The 17,670-nt window shown below is 70.3% G+C and carries 14 protein-coding genes; 5 read left to right on the top strand and 9 right to left on the bottom strand.

Annotation, left to right across the window (positions count from 1 at the left end):
- Nucleotides 1–231: 231 nt before the first annotated feature.
- Complete coding sequence (locus tag ABT296_RS16780) at nt 232–1,002, top strand: intradiol ring-cleavage dioxygenase (RefSeq protein ID WP_351927819.1); 771 nt, start codon at nt 232–234, stop codon at nt 1,000–1,002.
- A gap of 51 nt (nt 1,003–1,053) precedes the next feature.
- Here ABT296_RS16780 and ABT296_RS16775 read toward each other — a convergent pair whose 3' ends face one another.
- From ABT296_RS16775 to ABT296_RS16745, 7 genes are all read right to left on the bottom strand, one after another.
- Nucleotides 1,054–1,968, bottom strand: a complete 915-nt coding sequence (locus tag ABT296_RS16775) for a sulfite exporter TauE/SafE family protein (protein WP_351927817.1) — start codon at nt 1,966–1,968, stop codon at nt 1,054–1,056.
- 127 nt (nt 1,969–2,095) lie between these two features.
- Complete coding sequence (locus ABT296_RS16770) at nt 2,096–2,554, bottom strand: RrF2 family transcriptional regulator (protein ID WP_351927815.1); 459 nt, start codon at nt 2,552–2,554, stop codon at nt 2,096–2,098.
- 70 nt (nt 2,555–2,624) lie between these two features.
- The gene (arfA, locus tag ABT296_RS16765; RefSeq protein ID WP_351927813.1) at nt 2,625–4,139 is read right to left on the bottom strand and encodes an arabinosylfuranosidase ArfA; all 1,515 of its coding nucleotides are present in this window, start codon (nt 4,137–4,139) and stop codon (nt 2,625–2,627) included.
- Between the two features lie 80 nt (nt 4,140–4,219).
- A complete protein-coding gene (locus tag ABT296_RS16760; RefSeq protein WP_502977264.1) occupies nt 4,220–5,191 on the bottom strand; it encodes an arabinan endo-1,5-alpha-L-arabinosidase in 972 nt (323 codons plus the stop codon).
- Nucleotides 5,188–6,045 (bottom strand): carbohydrate ABC transporter permease, encoded by an 858-nt coding sequence (locus ABT296_RS16755; RefSeq protein ID WP_351927811.1) that lies wholly within the window; start codon nt 6,043–6,045, stop codon nt 5,188–5,190. The genes ABT296_RS16760 and ABT296_RS16755 overlap by 4 nt, the downstream gene beginning before the upstream one ends.
- Nucleotides 6,042–6,980: a carbohydrate ABC transporter permease gene (locus tag ABT296_RS16750; RefSeq protein WP_351927809.1), complete on the bottom strand. Its 939-nt coding sequence runs from the start codon at nt 6,978–6,980 to the stop codon at nt 6,042–6,044. The genes ABT296_RS16755 and ABT296_RS16750 overlap by 4 nt, the downstream gene beginning before the upstream one ends.
- Complete coding sequence (locus ABT296_RS16745) at nt 6,977–8,326, bottom strand: extracellular solute-binding protein (protein ID WP_351927807.1); 1,350 nt, start codon at nt 8,324–8,326, stop codon at nt 6,977–6,979. The genes ABT296_RS16750 and ABT296_RS16745 overlap by 4 nt, the downstream gene beginning before the upstream one ends.
- Nucleotides 8,327–8,647: 321 nt before the next feature.
- Here ABT296_RS16745 and ABT296_RS16740 point away from each other — a divergent pair, with 321 nt between their 5' ends.
- The 3 genes from ABT296_RS16740 (at nt 8,648) to ABT296_RS16730 (ending at nt 12,076) form a co-directional block, all read left to right on the top strand.
- Nucleotides 8,648–9,259, top strand: a complete 612-nt coding sequence (locus tag ABT296_RS16740) for a toxin-antitoxin system, toxin component family protein (RefSeq protein ID WP_351927805.1) — start codon at nt 8,648–8,650, stop codon at nt 9,257–9,259.
- Complete coding sequence (locus ABT296_RS16735; protein WP_351927803.1) at nt 9,256–10,476, top strand: MAB_1171c family putative transporter; 1,221 nt, start codon at nt 9,256–9,258, stop codon at nt 10,474–10,476. Before ABT296_RS16740 ends, ABT296_RS16735 begins: the two co-directional genes overlap by 4 nt.
- A gap of 205 nt (nt 10,477–10,681) precedes the next feature.
- The gene (locus ABT296_RS16730) at nt 10,682–12,076 is read left to right on the top strand and encodes an FAD-dependent oxidoreductase (RefSeq protein ID WP_351927802.1); all 1,395 of its coding nucleotides are present in this window, start codon (nt 10,682–10,684) and stop codon (nt 12,074–12,076) included.
- Nucleotides 12,077–12,243: 167 nt separating this feature from the next.
- Here ABT296_RS16730 and ABT296_RS16725 read toward each other — a convergent pair whose 3' ends face one another.
- On the bottom strand, nt 12,244–13,092 hold the full coding sequence (locus ABT296_RS16725; protein WP_351927800.1) for an SMP-30/gluconolactonase/LRE family protein: 849 nt from the start codon (nt 13,090–13,092) through the stop codon (nt 12,244–12,246).
- Entirely contained in the window at nt 13,089–13,862 is a 774-nt protein-coding gene (locus ABT296_RS16720; RefSeq protein ID WP_351927798.1) for an IclR family transcriptional regulator, read from the bottom strand. Before ABT296_RS16720 ends, ABT296_RS16725 begins: the two co-directional genes overlap by 4 nt.
- 204 nt (nt 13,863–14,066) lie before the next feature.
- Here ABT296_RS16720 and ABT296_RS16715 point away from each other — a divergent pair.
- Nucleotides 14,067–17,670, top strand: a 3,604-nt coding sequence (locus ABT296_RS16715) for a tetratricopeptide repeat protein (protein WP_351927796.1), incomplete at its 3' end; no start/stop codon positions are given.

Here is a 17,670-nt window from a genome sequence, read left to right as displayed (position 1 = left end):
GTGGCTATGCCTCCGCATTTGGTTGCGCTTTGAAGAAACAGTGAGGTTTCTGTGAAGGCGGAGGCGGTTGCATCGTAGAAAGGATGGCTTGGCATGGACAGGATGAACTCCGGCCATTCGCGAGGAATCCGGGAGTCCGCCCGACACCCTGACCGGCAAGGGACTTGACGAGCCGTCACTTTGCCCAACTGACAGCTCACGGACAGCCACGCTCCCTACGGTGCCGTGTCCATGACAGACGAAGCAGGAACCCCCATCGGACGGCGTACCGTCCTCATCGCCACGGGCGCCACCGCCGCCGCACTCGCCGTGACCACGGCCGCCCCGGAGTCCCCGTCCACCTCGTCCCCCTCCCCCGCACGCGCCGAGCCCGTCGCCGCGGCGGCCGTGTGCACCCTGACCAAGGAGATGACCGAAGGCCCCTACTACCTCGACGGACAGCTCGTCCGGGCCGACATCGCCGAGGACAAGACCGGTATCCCGCTGAAGCTGGCCCTCACCGTCGTGGACGACGACACCTGCGTGCCCCTGAGCAACGCGCTGGTGGAGCTGTGGCACGCCGACGCGCTCGGCGAGTACTCCGGCTTCGTCGGCAACAACGGCCACAACGAGCCCGACAACGGGACCTTCCTGCGCGGCGGGGTCCTGACCGGCGCGAACGGCGTCGCGAACATCACCACGGTCTACCCCGGCTGGTACCGGGGCCGTTGCATCCACATCCACGTCAAGGTGCACACGAACGTCACCCTGACCTCGGACGGCTCGTTCACCGGCGGCCAGGAACTCCACACCGGCCAGCTCTTCTTCAACGAGACGATCACCACCCGGGTGGCCGCGATCTCGCCGTACTCGGCGAACACGGTGCCGCGCACCACCCTCGCCCAGGACTCCATCTACGACGAGGGCGGCGCCGCGTCCGGCCTCCTGACCCTCACCGCCCTCGGCGGCACGACCTCGGCCGGCTACACCGGCACCCTGACCCTGGGCGTCGAACGCAGCTGAGCCCCACGGTCCCGCCCGCCCCGCCGACAGGAGCGGGCGGGATCGCCCGTGCTACACCCGCGCCGGAGACTCCTCCAGCGCCTCGGGCTCCGTCTCCAGGGCCCGCTCGGCCCGGTAGGCGCGGATCGACCACGCCAGGGCGGCGGCCCAGACCGCGTACAGGACGACGTACACCGCCGTGGACAGGGCCGCCGGGGCGGTGATCCAGTCGCTGTTGAGCAGCGTGCGGACGTTGGTGACGATGATGACGCCGCCGACCGCCGAGCCGAGAACGCGCGGCGGGACCAGCCGGACCAGCCAGGCCGCGATCGGGGCGGCGATGAGCCCGCCGATCAGGAAGGCCAGGACCCAGACGTAGTCCACGCCCTGGGAGCCGAGGGAGAGCAGGAAGCCCAGGCTGGCGGCGACCGCGACCAGGAACTCGCTGGTGTCGATCGAGCCGATCACCTTCCGCGGCTCCATCCGGCCGCTGGCCAGCAGCGCGGGCGTGCCGACGGGACCCCAGCCGCCCCCGCCGGTCGCGTCCAGGAACCCGGCGACCAGGCCCAGCGGGGACAGGAACCGCTTGCGCAGCGGCTTGCCGAGCTGCCCCTTGGGCAGGCCGCGGAAGGTGAAGCGGGACATGACGTACAGGCCGAGGCCCAGCAGGATCAGCGACATCACCGGCTCGGCGACCTCGGTGGAGAGCCGGGACAGGACCGTCGCGCCGAGGAAGGAGCCCACCGCCCCCGGCACGCCGATCCTCGCGACGACCTTCCAGTCCACGTTGCCGAAGCGCCAGTGCGAGGCGCCCGACATCAGGGTGGTGCCGATCTCGGCGAGGTGCACGGTGGCCGAGGCCGCGGCCGGGTTGGTGCCCATGGCGAGCAGCAGGGTGGTGGAGGTGACGCCGTAGGCCATGCCGAGGCTGCCGTCCACGAGCTGGGCGCCCAGGCCCGCGAGGGCGAGCAGAATCAGCGTGCGCATGGGGCGGTTCCGTCCTGTTCCTGGGTTTCCTACCGGGTGAGTAGGGATGAACAGGAGGGGACGCTAGGGGATCAAGCTGAGCGCGAGCTGAGAATGGCGTTAAGGGCTGCCGCAGGGGCGGGCCGGGTCATGGGTTCTCCCAGGCCGCGGGCTCGGCGGCCAGTGAGACGACGGACTCGGGGAGCGCGTCGGCGGCGACGTCCGCGATGGTGACGCCCTCCAGGATCCGGCGGACGTTGGCGCGCAGCGCGATCCACAGCGGCAGCAGCGGCTCGGCGGACCCGGCGTAGGACAGGCCGGTGGGGCGGACCCCGCGCACGGAGACGATGGGGCCGTCGACGGCCCGGATGACGTCGGCGACCGAGATCTGCGACGCCTCCCGGGCCAGCCGGTAGCCCCCGTTGCCGCCGCGCCTGCTCTCGACGAGACCGGCGCGGCGGAGGTCGCCGAGGATGCCTTCCAGGAACTTGTGCGGGATGTCCTGGACGGAGGCGATGGCCTCCGCCTTCACCGGGCCGTCGTTGTGCCGTACGGCGAGCTCCAGTGCGGCTCGTACCGCGTAGTCCGCCCGTGCCGAGATCCTCATACGACCATTGTCGCCGCTGCGCGCGGCGCGTGTGTCGGCGGATGCGGATCAGCGCGGGCGGATCGGCGGATCAACGCAGGCGGATCACGTTCCAGGACAGCGGCTCCAGTACGGCGGTGAGCCGGCCGTCGGTGACCGCGGTGCCCTCGACCGCGTGCGGGACGACCCGCTCGGGTGCGTCGAGGGTGTTGCGGGCGTCCGGGTCGGCGTCGGCGAGCGCGCTGTGCTCGACGACCTCGGTGAGGTCCAGCCCGTTCAGGGCGACGTCGAGGGGCAGCGCCTCGGTGCGGCCGCGGTTCACCGCGAACACCGTGACGCTCCCGTCCTCGCCGCGTACGGCGGTGGCGTGCAGCAGGTCGGCCTCGCCGTACTTCTTCGTCGCGTACGTCGGGGAGTCCACCCGTACGTCCAGGACCTGGCCGCGGCCGTACCGGGCGGCCTGCGCGAACGGGAAGAACGTGGTCTGCCGCCAGGCCGGGCCGCCGGGCTCGGTCATGATCGGCGCGATGACGTTGACCAACTGCGCCAGACAGGCGACGGTGACCCGGTCGGCGTGCCGGAGCAGGGCGATCAGCAGCGAGCCGAAGACGACGGCGTCGGTGACGGAGTAGTTGTCCTCCAGCTGCCGGGGTGCCTCGGGCCAGTCGTCCTGTTCGAAGTTCTGCGCCTGCTCCTGCCAGCGGGTGAGGTACCAGACGTTCCACTCGTCGAAGGAGAGGTTGATCTTCTTCTTGGACTTCAGCCGCGCGCCGACGTGGTCGCAGGTGGCGACGACGTTCTCGATGAAGGACTCCATGTCCACGGCGGAGGCGAGGAAGGAGTCGACGTCACCGTCGATCGGCTCGTAGTAGGCGTGCAGGGAGACGTAGTCGACGAGGTCGTACGTCTCCTTCAGGACCGTCGCCTCCCATTCGGCGAAGGTCTCCATGGACTGGCCGGAGCTGCCGCAGGCGACGAGTTCGACGGTGGGGTCGAGCTGGCGCATGGCGCGGGCCGTCTCGGCGGCGATCCTGCCGTATTCCTCGGCGGTCTTGTGGCCGGTCTGCCAGGGGCCGTCCATCTCGTTGCCCAGGCACCACAGGCGGATGCCGAAGGGGTCCTTGTCGCCGTGGGCGCGGCGCAGTTCGGAGAGTTCCGTGCCGGAGGGGTGGTTGGCGTACTCCTGGAGTTCCAGGGCCTCGGCGACGCCGCGGGTGCCGAGGTTCACGGCCATCATGGGTTCGGCCTGGGGGCCCACCTTCTTCAGGAAGGCGATGTACTCGGAGAGGCCGAAGCGGTTGGTCTCCGTGGCGTGCCAGGCGAGGTCGAGGCGGCGGGGGCGGTCCTCGGCGGGGCCCACCGAGTCCTCCCACCTGTAGCCGGAGACGAAGTTTCCGCCGGGGTAGCGGATGGCGGTCACGCCGAGTTCCCTGACGAGGTCCAGGACGTCCTGGCGGATTCCGGCCTCGTCGGCGGTGGGGTGGTCCGGTTCGAAGATGCCGGTGTAGACGCAGCGGCCGAGGTGCTCGACGAAACTGCCGAAGAGTCGGGGGTTGACCTCGCCGACGGTGAAGGCGGGGTCGAGGGTGAAGCGGGCGGTGTGCATGGTCGCCTTTCGCAGGGGTGGTTCCGGGTTCGGTGGCGTGTGCGGGTGGGTGGGGGCTTGTCGCGCAGTTCCCCGCGCCCCTAAGCCACGATGGGCCAGCCGTCTGCCTTCCAGCTCAGTCTGTTCAGGCCCAGCTTCGGGGTGCCGTTGTCCTCGGCGTCGTAGTAGTGGTAGGCCAGCCAGTCCTTGCCCTTGTCCTGGAAGACCGACTGGCCGCCCGTGCCGAGGAAGCGGCCGTGGCCCTCCAGGACCAGGTCGCCGCCGCCCTCCAGCATCGGCTTGCCCCGGCTGTCGACGTACGGGCCCCTGATGTCCGTCGAGCGGCCCACCTTGATCTTGTAGGTGGAGTTCACGCCCGAGCAGCAGGCGTCGTAGGAGGCGAAGAGGTAGTAGTGGCGGCCGTGTTTGACGATGTAGGGGCCCTCCACCGCGTACGGGAGGTCCGGGCGGGTGGCCAGGTGATGGACCGTGGCTCCGGTCACCGCCTTGCCGGTCCTCTCGTTCAGTTCGACCATGCGGATGCCCGTCCAGTACGAGCCGAAGGACATCCACAGCTTGCCGTCCGCCTTGATCAGGGCGGGGTCGATGGCGTTCCAGTGGTCGGTGGTCTCGGAGGTGAAGACCTTGCCGTGGTCGGTCCAGGTGCCGGGGAGGCCGGTGCGGGAGGTGGCGACGCCGATCGCGGAGTGGTTGGTGCCCCAGGAGGAGACGGCGTAGTAGAGCCAGTACCGGCCCGCCCGGTAGAAGATGTCCGGGGCCCAGGGGTCGCCCGTGTCGTTGTACTCGTACCACCAGCTCGGCGGTTCGGCGAAGGCGTTGCCCGCGTCGTCCCACTGCCTGCCGTCCTTGGAAAGGCGGGCGCCGATGACGCCGCCCGTCGAATAGGCCGCGTAGCCGCCGGACTTGAGGTGGATGACGGTCGGGTCGTGGATGATCCGCTGGCCGGTGATGGGGCGCGGGTCGGGGTAAGTCCCGGCCGCCTGGGCGGTGTTGGGGAGGAGGGCCATGAGGGCCGCCGTCGTGACGGCGGTGAGGGTTCTGCGCAGGGTCACTGTCCCGCCAATCCGGTGTGGGCGACGCCGGCCACGATCTGCCGCTGGAAGAAGACGAACACCACGATCAGGGGCAGGCCCGCCATCAGGCCGCCGGCCATCAGCTGGGCCCACTGGATGCCGTAGGAGTTCATGACGGTCGCGATGCCGTTCGGCATCGTCATCAGGTCGGGGTTGTTGGTGACCATGTACGGCCACAGGAAGTTGTTCCACGACGCGATGAAGGTGAAGATGCCCACCGCCGCGAGGGAGGGCCGGGCCAGCGGGACGACGATGGTGAAGAAGACCCGCCAGCGGCCCGCGCCGTCGATGAACGCGGCCTCCTCCAGCTCGCGCGGGACGCCCTGGAAGAACTTGTAGAGGATGTAGACCATCGCGGCGGGCGCGCACTGCGGCAGGATCATGCCCCAGTAGGTGTCGACCATCCCCATCTGCTGGACCGTGGTGAACAGCGGGACGCCGAGCACCGCCGGGGAGATCATCAGGCCGGCCATCACCAGGCCCAGCAGCACGTTCTTGCCGCGGAACTCGGTACGGGCGAAGCCGTATCCGGCGAGGGCGCTGACGACCAGCACGACGGTGGTGACGCAGACCGACACCACCAGGGAGTTCACGAACCAGTTGGTGATGTTGCCGGTCTCGAACAGGGCCTTCCACGCCTGACCGGTCCATGCCTCGGGCAGCCAGTGCGGAGGGATCTCGGCGGCCTCCGCCTCGGACTTGAAGGAGGTGAGCAGGGCGGCGGCGATCGGCGCCATGAAGACGCAGGAGACGGCGGCGCCGATCAGGGTGAGGACGATCTGGCCGGGGGTCCAGGGACGGCGCGGCTTGAGCCGTATCTCGGTGCTGCTCATCGGGTGGCCTCCGCACGGTTGCGCAGCAGCCACATCCGACCCAGCGCGACGACTGCGATGATCACGAAGAAGATGACGGACATCGCGGAGGCGTAGCCCACGCGGTAGCTGGTGAAGCCCTGTTCGAGGGTGTACTGGACGAACGAGCGGGTGCTGAGCTCGGGTCCGGGGCCGAAGTCCATCATCACCACGGCCTGGTCGAAGAGTTGCAGCGAGGCGAGGATCTGGAGCGCGATGACCAGTCCGGTGATGTGGCGCAGCATCGGCAGGGTGATGTGGAGCATGCGGTGCCAGGCGTTGGCACCGTCCAGCTTGGCGGCCTCGTACAGATGGGCCGGGATGCCCTGGAGGGCGGCGAGGTAGAGCAGGAAGCTGAAGCCGACCGTCCACCACAGGGTGGTGATGACGATCGCGAGCATGGCGTACGACTTGTCGGTGAGCCAGGGCGTGTCGAGCCCGAAGGTCTCGTTGAACAGGCCGATGCCCTGGGTGAACAGCCACTGCCACATGTTGGCGGCGACGGTGGAGGGCAGCAGGAAGGGCGCGAAGAAGCACAGCCGCCACAGCCATTTCCCGCGCTCGATGTGGTGGGCGAGCATCGCCAGCAGGAAGGCGAGGACGGTGATGCAGGGGACGACCAGCAGCGTGAAGTACGCGCTGTGCCCGAGGGCGTCCCACATCGCCGCGTCGTCCAGGGCCTCGCGGTAGTTGTCGAGGCCGACGAAGCCGGCGCCGTCGCCGGAGATGTTGGCGTCGGTGAAACTGAGGTAGACGCCGCGCAGCAGCGGCCAGATCACGAACAGTGCGAAGAGCAGCAGGAACGGGGCGACGAACCAGCCCCCGTGCTGGAAGCCCTGGTCGCGGCGGACGGTCCCGGTGGCCGTGGCGGTCCTGGCCCGGGCCGGTACGACGACGGTCTCGGCGCTGGTGGTCATGCGACGGCACCTCCCTCGGCGGCGGTCCTGCCGTCCATCGGGTTGCGGGAGGCGAGGAGCGCGGTGAGCCGGGACTTCATCCGCCGGGCGACGGCGGCGGGTTCGGCGGAGCCCATGGTCGAGGAGACGACGACCGGGCCGAGGTCCTGGGCGAGGACGCCGGTGGAGCCGGCGAACCACACCTTGGGCTCGGTGGCCTGGTGGTCCATGGCGCCGACGTACTCGTTCTGCGGTGCGAGCTCCTGGTACTCGGGCGTGGACAGGGTCGGGGTGTAGGCGGGGATGTGGCCGCCGCCGGCCCAGGCCTGGGCGTTCCGGACGATGTAGGCGGCGAGCCGGTGGGCGCCGTCGTTCGCGGCGCCGCCCCGGCCGGCCTGGTGGGGCAGGACGAAGGCGTGCGACTCGGCGTGCGTGGCCTGCTCGCCGAAGACGGGCGGCAGCGGGGTGGCGCCGTAGTCGAGTTTCGCGCCGGAGAAGACCGGCACCGACCAGTTGCCCTCCCAGGTGAAGGGGGCGCCGTTGATGAACTGCTCGCCGGTGGGGGCGCCGGGGATGGTGTAGCCGTCGGTGACGTGCTGCCGCAGGAACTCCAGGACCTGGGTGGCCTTGTCGGCGTCGAAGGTGACCTCGGTGTTGGCGTCGTCGAACCAGGTGCCGCCAAGCTGGGTGTAGAAGGCGACGAAGAACCACCACTGGAAGTTCTGGTCCTGGCTCCACAGGCCGATGGTCTGCAGGCCGTCCTTGGTGACCTTCTTGGCCTCCTTCAGCACCTCGAACCACTCGGTGGTGGAGGTGACGGGGACGAGTTTGCCGTCGTCACCGATCAGGCCCGCCGGCTTCAGCAGGTCCCTGCGGTAGAAGCAGAGCTGGACGTGGATGTCGAGGGGCAGGGCGTAGAGCTCGCCGTCGATGACGCCGCGCTTCCACAGCGCGGGGTTGAAGTCGGCCTCCCTGACACCGAATTCGGCGAGCCGGTCCACGTCCCAGGGGTCCAGGAGGCGGCCGGGTGAGAAGCCGGTGACCCGGCCCATGTGCATCACGCCGAGGTCGGGCGCGCGGTTGCCCGCGGCCGCCATGGCGAGCTTGGTGTAGAAGGGGTTGCCCCACTGGAGGGTGGAGTCCTTGACGTCGATGGCCGGGTTCGCCGCGCGGAAGGCGTCCAGCATCGCGATCATGTTGTAGCCGTCGCCGCCACTGAAGAGGTTCCAGTAGCGCACCCGGGTGTCCGCGCCGGAGGCGAGCGCGTCGGCCCCGGTGCCGAGCGCCGCGAAGCCGAAGCTTCCGGCGACGGCCAACCCGCCTGCTCCGGCCAGGAGTTGCCTGCGACTCAGGCCAGGTCGTCCCATGCCCTGCCCTAACTGTTGAAGAGTGGATGTGCGTGTTCTTGTACCTGTTGGTGCTCTCTTGTGCATGTGATCCGAACACACGGCATGTTCGGAATATCGAATGACGCTCGTAACTTCGAACCGGGACCGTAAAGTTGAAGCGCTTGCGCGTCAATGGGTTGCGCAGGAATTTCAGGGGCCCTTCAGGCCGCGGACGTCCGCGAACGGTCGTTCCCGCTTGAACGACGGTCGCCTGAGCGCATGACGCGGACACTCCCGTCCGCGTACTCTCGAACGGCCCGCCGGACCGCACCGGGACGGCGGCGAGACGAAGGGGGACGGATGGATGTCGCGGGCGCTCGCAGGAGGGCGGCCCGGATCGCGGCGGCGCTGCGGCGACGCCCGCGCGGCGGCCTCTCGATGCGCGCACTGGCGGCCGAACTCGCCACCGCCGTAGGCACCGGCGGCCACCGGCCGGCCGACGTACGCGAGCTGTGCGCGGCCCTGTGCGCCGAGATGAGCCGCCGGCGCGGCGGACGGCCCGTAGAACTGCGCTTCGAGCGGTTCCCCGACGAGATCGAAGTCACCGGACTCTGGGTGGAGTTCCAGGACTTCGACCTCGTCATCGTCGAGGAACGCGCCGAGGACATCCAGCAACTCGTCATCCTCGGACATGAGTTGTGGCACCTGCACGCGGGACACCGGCACCCCCACCTGGCCGGCGCCGCCGCCGTCGACGCCCTCGCCGAACGGCCCGAGTGGCAGGACATCGCGCTCGGCGTCGCCGCCCGCAACGGCTCCCGGGAGCGGGACGAGGCCGACGCGGACGACTTCGGCCACCGGCTCGCGGCCACCTTCCGCGCCTACCTGAACGACCCCGCCGCACCCCCGGCCCCGCTCGACCCGCTCCAGCGCTCCCTCGGCTACCGCGGACGCGGAGGACAGCGACGATGACGTACGCGCTGGACCCCTCCGCCCTGCTCAGCGACTTCTACATCTCCTTCTGGATCCCCACCGCGGTGCTCGCCGCCGCCCTGGCGATCAAACTGCCCACCATCGTCAGGCTCTGGCGTGACCCCCTGCTCCGAGCCGTCGGCGGCCTGCTGCTGCTCGCCTGCGCGGTGTTCGTCTTCTGCTCGCCCTCGACGATCGCCCGGGTCAACGCCTTCGTCGGCGTCCCCAACATCTCCGCGCCCTGGTGCTACTCGCTGCTCACCGCGTTCTGCGGCTCCTGCCTGTTGCTGATCGTCGCCTGGCGCAACGGGCTGTCCGACCGCAGTGCCGCCACACGCCGCGCGATGCGCTGGCTGGTCTCCGTCTACTCCGGCGTGATCGTCGCGCTGTGGGTGCTGTTCGCCCTCGCCGACGCGCCCGTGGAACGCCTCAAGGACCTGGACACCTACTACGCCAACACCCCGTTCATGCGCGAGGAGATCGTCCTCTACCTCCTCGCCCACACCGTGGCCGTCCTCATCACCTCACGGCTGATCTGGAACTGGGTGCGCACCGACGGCCTCGACGCCTGGCTGCGCTGGGGACTGAAACTGCTGGGCGCCGGCTACGTGGTGAACCTGATCTTCGACGGCGCCAAACTCACCGCGGTGGTGGCCCGTTGGACCGGCAACGACCTCGACTGGCTCAGCACCGACCTGGCCCCGCCGGTCGCCGCCGTCTCCGCCATCCTGATCGCGGTCGGCTTCATCCTCCCGCACGCCGGCCAGTACCTCCACGACCGCTGGCGCGTCCGGCTCGCCCACCGCGAACTGCGGCCGCTGTACCTGCTCATGCGCACGGTCAGCGGCAACCGCGTCCCCTTCGTGCTGCGCGCCACGCCCGAACTGCGGCTGATCCGCCGGGAGACCTTCATCCGCGACATCCTGCTCCCCCTCGCCCGCCACCTCGACGAGGACACCCGGCAGCGCGCCTACGACCGCGCGCTCGGTCTCGGCTTCAACCCCGACCGGGCCCGGGCGCTGGCCGCCGCGGTCGCGATCCAGGACGCCGTCGAGGTCAAACGGCGGTCGCCGGAGAGCGAGGGGACGGGCGATCCGGACACCACCGAACTCCTCCGGGAGATCGGCGCGGTGTCGCGGGCGCTGCGCCGGCCCGAACTGCTTCAGGCGGTCCGGGGCGGTCCTACGGAGGCGCCCTCCATGGCATCCGCGTCCTGACGGCCGTCGTTCCTGTGTGTCCGCCCGGCCCTCGCCCGATCACCCGCCCGCTTCCGCCGATGTCCTCAGCGCCGAGGGGTACCCCATGTCGGGTTCGCGTGTTGTAGTTCGTGCAGCAGTTCGTACCGCATTCGCGCCATTTTGGCGAAGAACCAGTCGTCGATGAGTGACGTTCAGATGAGAGACGTTCAGGAGCAAGCCGTCCATGAGTGATCGCAGTGCCACCGCCGTAGTGCTCGGCGGCTCCGTCGCCGGGATGCTCACCGCCCGCGCGCTCTCGTCCGTCGGCGTCCGCGTCACGCTCGTCGAACGCGACGTCCTGCCCGCCGGCCCGGAGCCCCGCAAGGGCCTGCCCCAGGCCCGCCACGTCCACCAGTTGTGGTCCGGCGGCGCGCACGCCATGGAGGACCTGCTGCCGGGCGTCACCGCACGGCTGCGGGAGGCGGGCGCCCACCGCCTGCCCATCACCACCGACATGGTCGGCCTCTCCCCCCGCGGCTGGTACCGGCGCTGGGCCGAGTCCCACTTCATGCTGCTGTGCAGCCGGGACCTGCTCGACGCGACCGTACGGGCGCAGGTGCTCGCCGACGACAACGTCGAACTGGTGGAGCGGACCGAGGTGTTGGGCCTCGACGGTACGGGCGCCTCGGTCACCGGGGTGCGGCTGCGCTCGTCCGACGGCGAGGAGCGGGTCCTCGGCGCCGGTCTCGTCGTCGACGCCACCGGGCGCGGCTCCCGCACTCCGCACTGGCTGTCCGAACTCGGTCTGCCGCGGCCGGAGATACGTGAGGTCGACTCCGGTGTGGCCTACGCCAGCCGCGTCTACCTCGCCCCCGAGGCGGCCCGGGACGGGTTCCCCGTCGTCAACGTGCAGCCCGCGCCGCGCAGTGGCGGCCCCGGCAAGGGCGGGGTGCTGCTGCCGATCGAGAACGGCCGCTGGCTGGTGACCCTGTTCGGTACGCGCGGGGGTGAACCCAGCGCCGATACCGCCGAGTTCGACGCGTACGCCCGCGAGGAGCTGCGCCACCCGATCCTGTCCGAGCTGATGGCTCGGGCCGAGCCGCAGACCGAGGTCGCCTTCACCCGTACGACGGCCAACCGGCGGCACCTGTACGAGCGGATGTCCGCCTGGCCGGAGAACTTCGTCGTCGTCGGGGACGCGCTGGCCGCGTTCAACCCGATCTACGGGCACGGGATGTCGGCGGCCGCGCAGGGTGCGCTGGCGCTGCGGGACACCGTGGAGGCGTTCGGGTGGGGTGCGCCCGGGCTCGCCCGGCGGGTGCAGAAGGCGGTGGCCCGGCCGGCCCGGGCCGCGTGGGATCTGGCGATCGGGATGGACGTGTTCTACCCCGGTGCGGCCGAGGCGGGGCCCACGCGGGCGGAGCGGCTGGTGGCGGCGTATGTCGACCGGCTCACGTATACCGCCACGGGGAACGGGCGTGTTGCTCGGGCCGTGACGGATGTGATGTCGCTGGAGAAGGGGGCGGGGGTTCTGCTGACGCCGGGCATGTTGGTCGCTGCGGTGCGCGGGCCGCTCAAGGCGCCGTTGAGTGGGCCGCCGTTGACGGGGGACGAGTTGAAGCGGGCGGGGTTGCAGTAGTTGGGTGCGGGTGCGGGTTGTGGGGGTTGAGCGCGCAGTTCTCCGCGCCCCTGGGTGGGATGGGTTGGCCTGGGTCGGATTGTTGAGGGTCCCATGACCCCAGGGGGTCGGGTGCGGGTCGGTGGGGGCTGGTCGCGCAGTTCCCCGCGCCCCTGGGTGGGTTGGGGTCAGCCGGTGAAGGGGGGTTGGGGGTGGCCCTTGCCTGCGGCGGGGATTACCAGGAGGGAGCCTGCTGTGGGGTGGGGGGATTCCAGGCCTACTCGGGCTGTCGTGATGTACAGGTCCGTCAGGTCGGGGCCGCCGAAGGTGCAGGCTGTGATGCGGGGGGTGGGGAGGGGGATCTCCCGGTCCAGGGTGCCGGCGGGGGTGTAGCGGCGTACCGCGGCGCCGTCCCACAGGGCCACCCACACGCAGCCGTCGGCGTCGACCGTGAGGCCGTCCGGGAAGCCGGCGCCGTCCTCGATCTCGACCAGGGGGCGGCGATTGACGGGCCGGCCGTCCTCGAAGTCGAAGACGTCGACGCGGCGGGTCGGCGAGTCGATGTAGTACATGCGCCGCCCGTCGGGGCTCCACCCGGTGCCGTTGCTGACGGCGACGTCGTCGAGGATCACGTCGACGGCACCGTCCCCGGTGATCCGCGAGAGCGTGCCGCCCCCGGGCGCCTCGTCGTAGCGCATGGTGCCCGCCCACAGCGAGCCGTCCGGAGCGACGGCCGCGTCGTTCGCCCGGCGCCCCGGAACGACCTCGCGATGCAGCCAGGAGAACGTGTCGTCGGGGTCGAGGAGCGCGACACCGTCCCGGAGGTTGAGGACGAGGCCGCCGCCCGCGCGGGGCTTCACCGCTCCGACGTGCTGCTCGGTCGTGCGGACGGTCCTACGTCCCGTGGACGGGTCGTAGGAGTGGACGCGGGCGCCCAGGATGTCGATCCAGAGCAGCCGTCCGGTGGCCGCGTCCCAGGTCGGGCCCTCGCCGAGGGTCGCCTCGGCCCGTACCGCCACCTCGTACGCCGTCGTCATGCCACGCTCCGGTGCCCGAGGCGCTCGGACAACTCGGCGGCGCCCTTCGCGGCGAGCTGCTCCAGCTCCGTCTGGCGCTCATCGCTCCAGCGGATCATCGGCACCGAGATGGAGAGCGCGGCGACGACCCGGCCCGCCCGGTCCCGTACCGGCGCGGCCACGCAGGAGACGTCCGGGTTGGACTCACGGCTCTCCACGGCGATCTGCCGCTGCCGGATCTCGTTGAGGGCCTCGCGCAGGGCGACCGGGTCGGTGATGCTGTTCGGGGTCATCGCGACCAGCTCGGCACCGTCCGGGACGCGCGAGCTGAGCTCCGGCTCCGGCAGGGACGCCAGCAGCATCTTGCCGACGGACGTGCAGTGCGCGGGCAGCCGGCGGCCGGCCGCCGACACCATCCGCACGGCGTGCGTGGAGTCGACCTTGGCAATGTAGATGACGTCGGTGCCTTCGAGGATCGCGACGTGTACGGTCTCGTCACAGGTCTCGGCGACCGAGCGGGCCACCTGCTGGCCCTCGGCGGCGAGGTCGAGCTGCTCGGCGTACCGGCTGCCGAGCTGGTACGGCCGCACACCGAGCCGGTAGCGGCCCGGCTGCCCCGGCACCGGGACGATGTAGGACCGCGCGGCGAGCGTGGTGACGAGTTCGTGCACGGTGGTGCGCGGGAGCTGGAGCTTGCGCACGATGTCGGGGGCGGAGAGCGTGCCGTCCCCGTCGAGGAAGAGCTCGAGAATGTCGAGAGCCCGGGTCACGGCAGGTACGAGGCGTCCCACTTGCGGCCCCCTCCCTTAGATATCTGTAAGGCTGTGTTCGAAATTTCAACAGCCGATCGGAATGACGAACACAGGCTACTCAAGGTCGGAAACACCGGGCAATGGTCCTGCGTGCACCGCGCTGAAACTCAGGGGTTTCCCCTCCGTGACACGGACCCCGGACGGATACTGGCGCCCTGTTTGGAACCGCTCGGGGGGTACGGGGTGTTCAAGGGACGTCTGGCCGGAATCGGCATCGGAAAGTACACGTCGGACGCGCACGAGCCGCTGGAGCAGGCCGTACCGGACGTGGAGAAGCTGGCCGAACTGCTGGGGGCGCGGTTCGAGGGCGAACCCCTGCGGAATCCGACGGAGGCCGAGGCCCGGGACCACCTGCGCGCACTCCGGGGGACCATGCCGGCGGACAGCGCGCTGGTGGTGGCGTGGAGCGGACACGGAAGCCTGCCGGCGGCGGGCGGGCTGCGGCTGCTCGGCGCGGACAGCGGCCCGTTCGCCAGCGACGGCGTCCCGCTGGTGGACGTCGTGCTCCCCTGCGCGGAGTCGGGCGCGAACCAGCTCCTCTTCGTCTTCGACACCTGTTTCTCGGGCGACGGGCTCTCCGCGGAGGCCCTGGCGACGGAGATCATGCGGGAGACCGAGTCCGCGGAACGGGTGTGGGTCGGCGTCGTCACGTCCTGCCTGCCGCCGGAGACGGCCCGGGACGGACTGTTCGGGGAGCGGTTACGCAAGGTCCTGGAGTCGGGGCCGGATCTTCCCGTACTGCGCATGCGGTGGTCGGCGCACAACGAGTACATCCGCGGCGACGACGTCTGCGACGCGGTGCTGAAGGAGTGGGACGGGGACGGGCAGACGCCGGACTTCCGGTCGCGGGGCAGCGCCTGGTGGATGTTCCCGAACCCTCTGTACCGGGCGGGGGCGCCGGAACAGGTGGTCGAGCATCTGCTGCGGGCGGCGCGGAGCGGGGCCCGGCTGGACGAACAGTCGTGGTTCACGGGGCGCACGGAGGAAGTGAACCGGGTGGTGGGGTGGGTCCGCGAGCGGCAACGCGGGCTGTACGTCGTCACGGGGTCGGCGGGCACGGGGAAGTCGGCGATCCTGGGGCGGGTGGTGAGCCTGTCCAACCCGGAGGAACGGGATCGGCTACGGCGGGACGGGCACACCTGGAGCCACGAGGTGCCGGACGAGCGGTCGGTGTCGGCGCACGTTCACGCGCGCGGGCTCACGGCGGACCTGGCCGCTGATCATCTCGCGGAGCAACTGGTCCGGATCGGTCTGCTGACGGCCCGGGACGCCCGCCGGAACGCCAGCGAGCTGGTGGGCGAGGTGCAGCGGGCCGTCGAGGACGGGGCCGATCCCCCGGTCCTGGTGCTGGACGGGCTGGACGAGGCCCGCACCGAGGCCTTCAAGGTCGCCGACGATCTGCTGCTACGGCTCGCCGCGCACGCGGTGGTGATCGTGTCGACGCGGGACGTGCCTCGCGGGGAGGAGGGGCCGGGCCTGGTCGACACACTGGCGCCAAAGGGGGCGGGCCTCGACCTCGACGACGCGGAGGTCGCGCGGCGGGGCCTGGTCGACCTCCGGGACTATGTGCGGCTGCGGCTGAGCGACGTGGACCGGCGGATGGACACGGGGGTGGTGGCGCGGCATCTCTTCGGGGAGGACGCGGAGGACGTCCAACACACCTTCCTCCTGGCCCGGTTGGTGGCGGACCAGTTGACGGCGGTGCCCGTCGACACGTCGGCGCAGGGGTGGGAGGAGAAGGTCAGCTACTCGGTGGAGGAGGCGCTGGACGCGGACCTGGCGTCGATCTCGACGGAGCGGGCTGTGGTGGCCAAGTCCCTTCTCCGGGCGCTGACTTGGGCGTACGGGGCCGGCTTCCCGGAACAGGAGTGGCTCGCGGTCGCGGGCGTGGAGGCTCCGGAGGGTACGGAGGTCACCCGGGAGGACATCGGGTGGGTCCTGGAGAACCTCGGACGGCACGTCGTGCAGGACGGGGAGGGGGGTGTCGCCGTCTATCGGATGGCGCATCAGAGCCTCGCCGATCATCTGCGGCCGGCGTTCCGGGGGGCGGCGGAGGAGGTGTTCAATCCTCGGGCGGTGGTGGTGGCGGGGGTGTTGTTGGGGCTTTATCGGGGGCATCTTGCGGCGGGGGTTGCGGCTGAGGGTCCGTCCTATTTGTGGCTCTACGCATGGCGGCATGCTGCGGATGCGGGGCTGGAGGGCCTGAGCTTCCTGGAGTCGCTGGCGGAGGAGAGTGCTGCGCTGGTGGCTGATGTGGGCGCGGCTGCGGGATTGATCGGTCGTCGCTTCCAGCACTGGGGCAGGGAAACCGAGGCGCTAGCACCGGTCGAGAAGGCTGCGAGCATCTATCGGAAGCTGGCCGACGCCAGCGTGGCCTACGCACCTGCTCTCGCCGGTTCCCTCATTCACCTCGGCGTCTCATACAGCAACCTCGGACGCCCCAACGACGCGCTCCCCCCGACCGAAGAAGCCGTCCAGCTCTACGGCACCCTCGCCAAAACCAACCCCGCACACCTCCCCAACCTCGCCCACTCCCTCAACAACCTCGGCATCCGCCACAGCGAACTCGGACGCCCCAACGGCGCGCTCCCCCCAACCGAAGAAGCCGTCCAGCTCTACCGCACCCTCGCCAAAACCAACCCCGCACACCTCCCCGACCTCGCCATGTCCCTCAACAACCTCGGCATCTCACACAGCAACCTCGGACGCCCCGACCACGCACTCCCCCCGACCGAAGAAGCCGTCCAGCTCTACCGCACCCTCGCCACAACCAACCCCGCACACCTCCCCAACCTCGCCCACTCCCTCAACAACCTCGGCATCCGCCACAGCGAACTCGGACACCCCGACCACGCACTCCCCCCAACCGAAGAAGCCGTCCAGCTCTACCGCACCCTCGCCAAAACCAACCCCGCACACCTCCCCGACCTCGCCATGTCCCTCAACAACCTCGGCGTCCGCCACAGCGAACTCGGACGCCCCGACCACGCACTCCCCCCAACCGAAGAAGCCGTCCAACTACGGCGCGCCCTCGCCGCAACCAACCCCGCACACCTCCCCAACCTCGCCAGCTCCCTCAACAACCTCGGCATCTCACACAGCAACCTCGGACGCCCCGACCACGCACTCCCCCCGACCGAAGAAGCCGTCCAGCTCTACCGCACCCTCGCCACAACCAACCCCGCACACCTCCCCAACCTCGCCATGTCCCTCAACAACCTCGGCATCTCACACGGCGAACTCGGACGCCCCGACCGCGCACTCCCCCCAACCGAAGAAGCCGTCCAGCTCTACCGCGCCCTCGCCGCAACCAACCCCGCACACCTCCCCAACCTCGCCAGCTCCCTCAACAACCTCGGCATCTCACACAGCAACCTCGGACGCCCCAACGACGCACTCCCCCCAACCGAAGAAGCCGTCCAGCTCTACCGCACCCTCGCCACAACCAACCCCGCACACCTCCCCAACCTCGCCCACTCCCTCAACAACCTCGGCATCCGCCACAGCGAACTCGGACACCCCGACCACGCACTCCCCCCAACCGAAGAAGCCGTCCAACTACATCGCGCCCTCGCCGCAACCAACCCCGCACACCTCCCCAACCTCGCCAGCTCCCTCAACAACCTCGGCATCTCACACAGCAACCTCGGACGCCCCAACGACGCACTCCCCCCAACCGAAGAAGCCGTCCAGCTCTACCGCACCCTCGCCAAAACCAACCCCGCACACCTCCCCAACCTCGCCCACTCCCTCAACAACCTCGGCATCCGCCACAGCGAACTCGGAC

Source organism: Streptomyces sp. NPDC000983, assembly GCF_040299205.1.
Lineage (GTDB): Bacteria > Actinomycetota > Actinomycetes > Streptomycetales > Streptomycetaceae > Streptomyces.
The sequence above is the reverse complement of the archived record's forward strand: the minus strand, read 5'-3'. Positions and strand labels throughout refer to the sequence as shown.

Excerpts from the sequence above, each read along its gene's own strand:
- ABT296_RS16775 (WP_351927817.1), bottom strand. The coding sequence starts at position 1,968 with ATGCGCACGCTGATTCTGCTCGCCCTCGCGGGCCTGGGCGCCCAGCTC.
- ABT296_RS16730 (WP_351927802.1), top strand. The coding sequence starts at position 10,682 with ATGAGTGATCGCAGTGCCACCGCCGTAGTGCTCGGCGGCTCCGTCGCC.
- ABT296_RS16750 (WP_351927809.1), bottom strand. The coding sequence starts at position 6,980 with ATGACCACCAGCGCCGAGACCGTCGTCGTACCGGCCCGGGCCAGGACC.
- arfA (WP_351927813.1), bottom strand. The coding sequence starts at position 4,139 with ATGCACACCGCCCGCTTCACCCTCGACCCCGCCTTCACCGTCGGCGAG.
- ABT296_RS16755 (WP_351927811.1), bottom strand. The coding sequence starts at position 6,045 with ATGAGCAGCACCGAGATACGGCTCAAGCCGCGCCGTCCCTGGACCCCC.
- ABT296_RS16770 (WP_351927815.1), bottom strand. The coding sequence starts at position 2,554 with ATGAGGATCTCGGCACGGGCGGACTACGCGGTACGAGCCGCACTGGAG.
- ABT296_RS16740 (WP_351927805.1), top strand. The coding sequence starts at position 8,648 with ATGGATGTCGCGGGCGCTCGCAGGAGGGCGGCCCGGATCGCGGCGGCG.
- ABT296_RS16745 (WP_351927807.1), bottom strand. The coding sequence starts at position 8,326 with ATGGGACGACCTGGCCTGAGTCGCAGGCAACTCCTGGCCGGAGCAGGC.
- ABT296_RS16780 (WP_351927819.1), top strand. The coding sequence starts at position 232 with ATGACAGACGAAGCAGGAACCCCCATCGGACGGCGTACCGTCCTCATC.
- ABT296_RS16725 (WP_351927800.1), bottom strand. The coding sequence starts at position 13,092 with ATGACGACGGCGTACGAGGTGGCGGTACGGGCCGAGGCGACCCTCGGC.
- ABT296_RS16735 (WP_351927803.1), top strand. The coding sequence starts at position 9,256 with ATGACGTACGCGCTGGACCCCTCCGCCCTGCTCAGCGACTTCTACATC.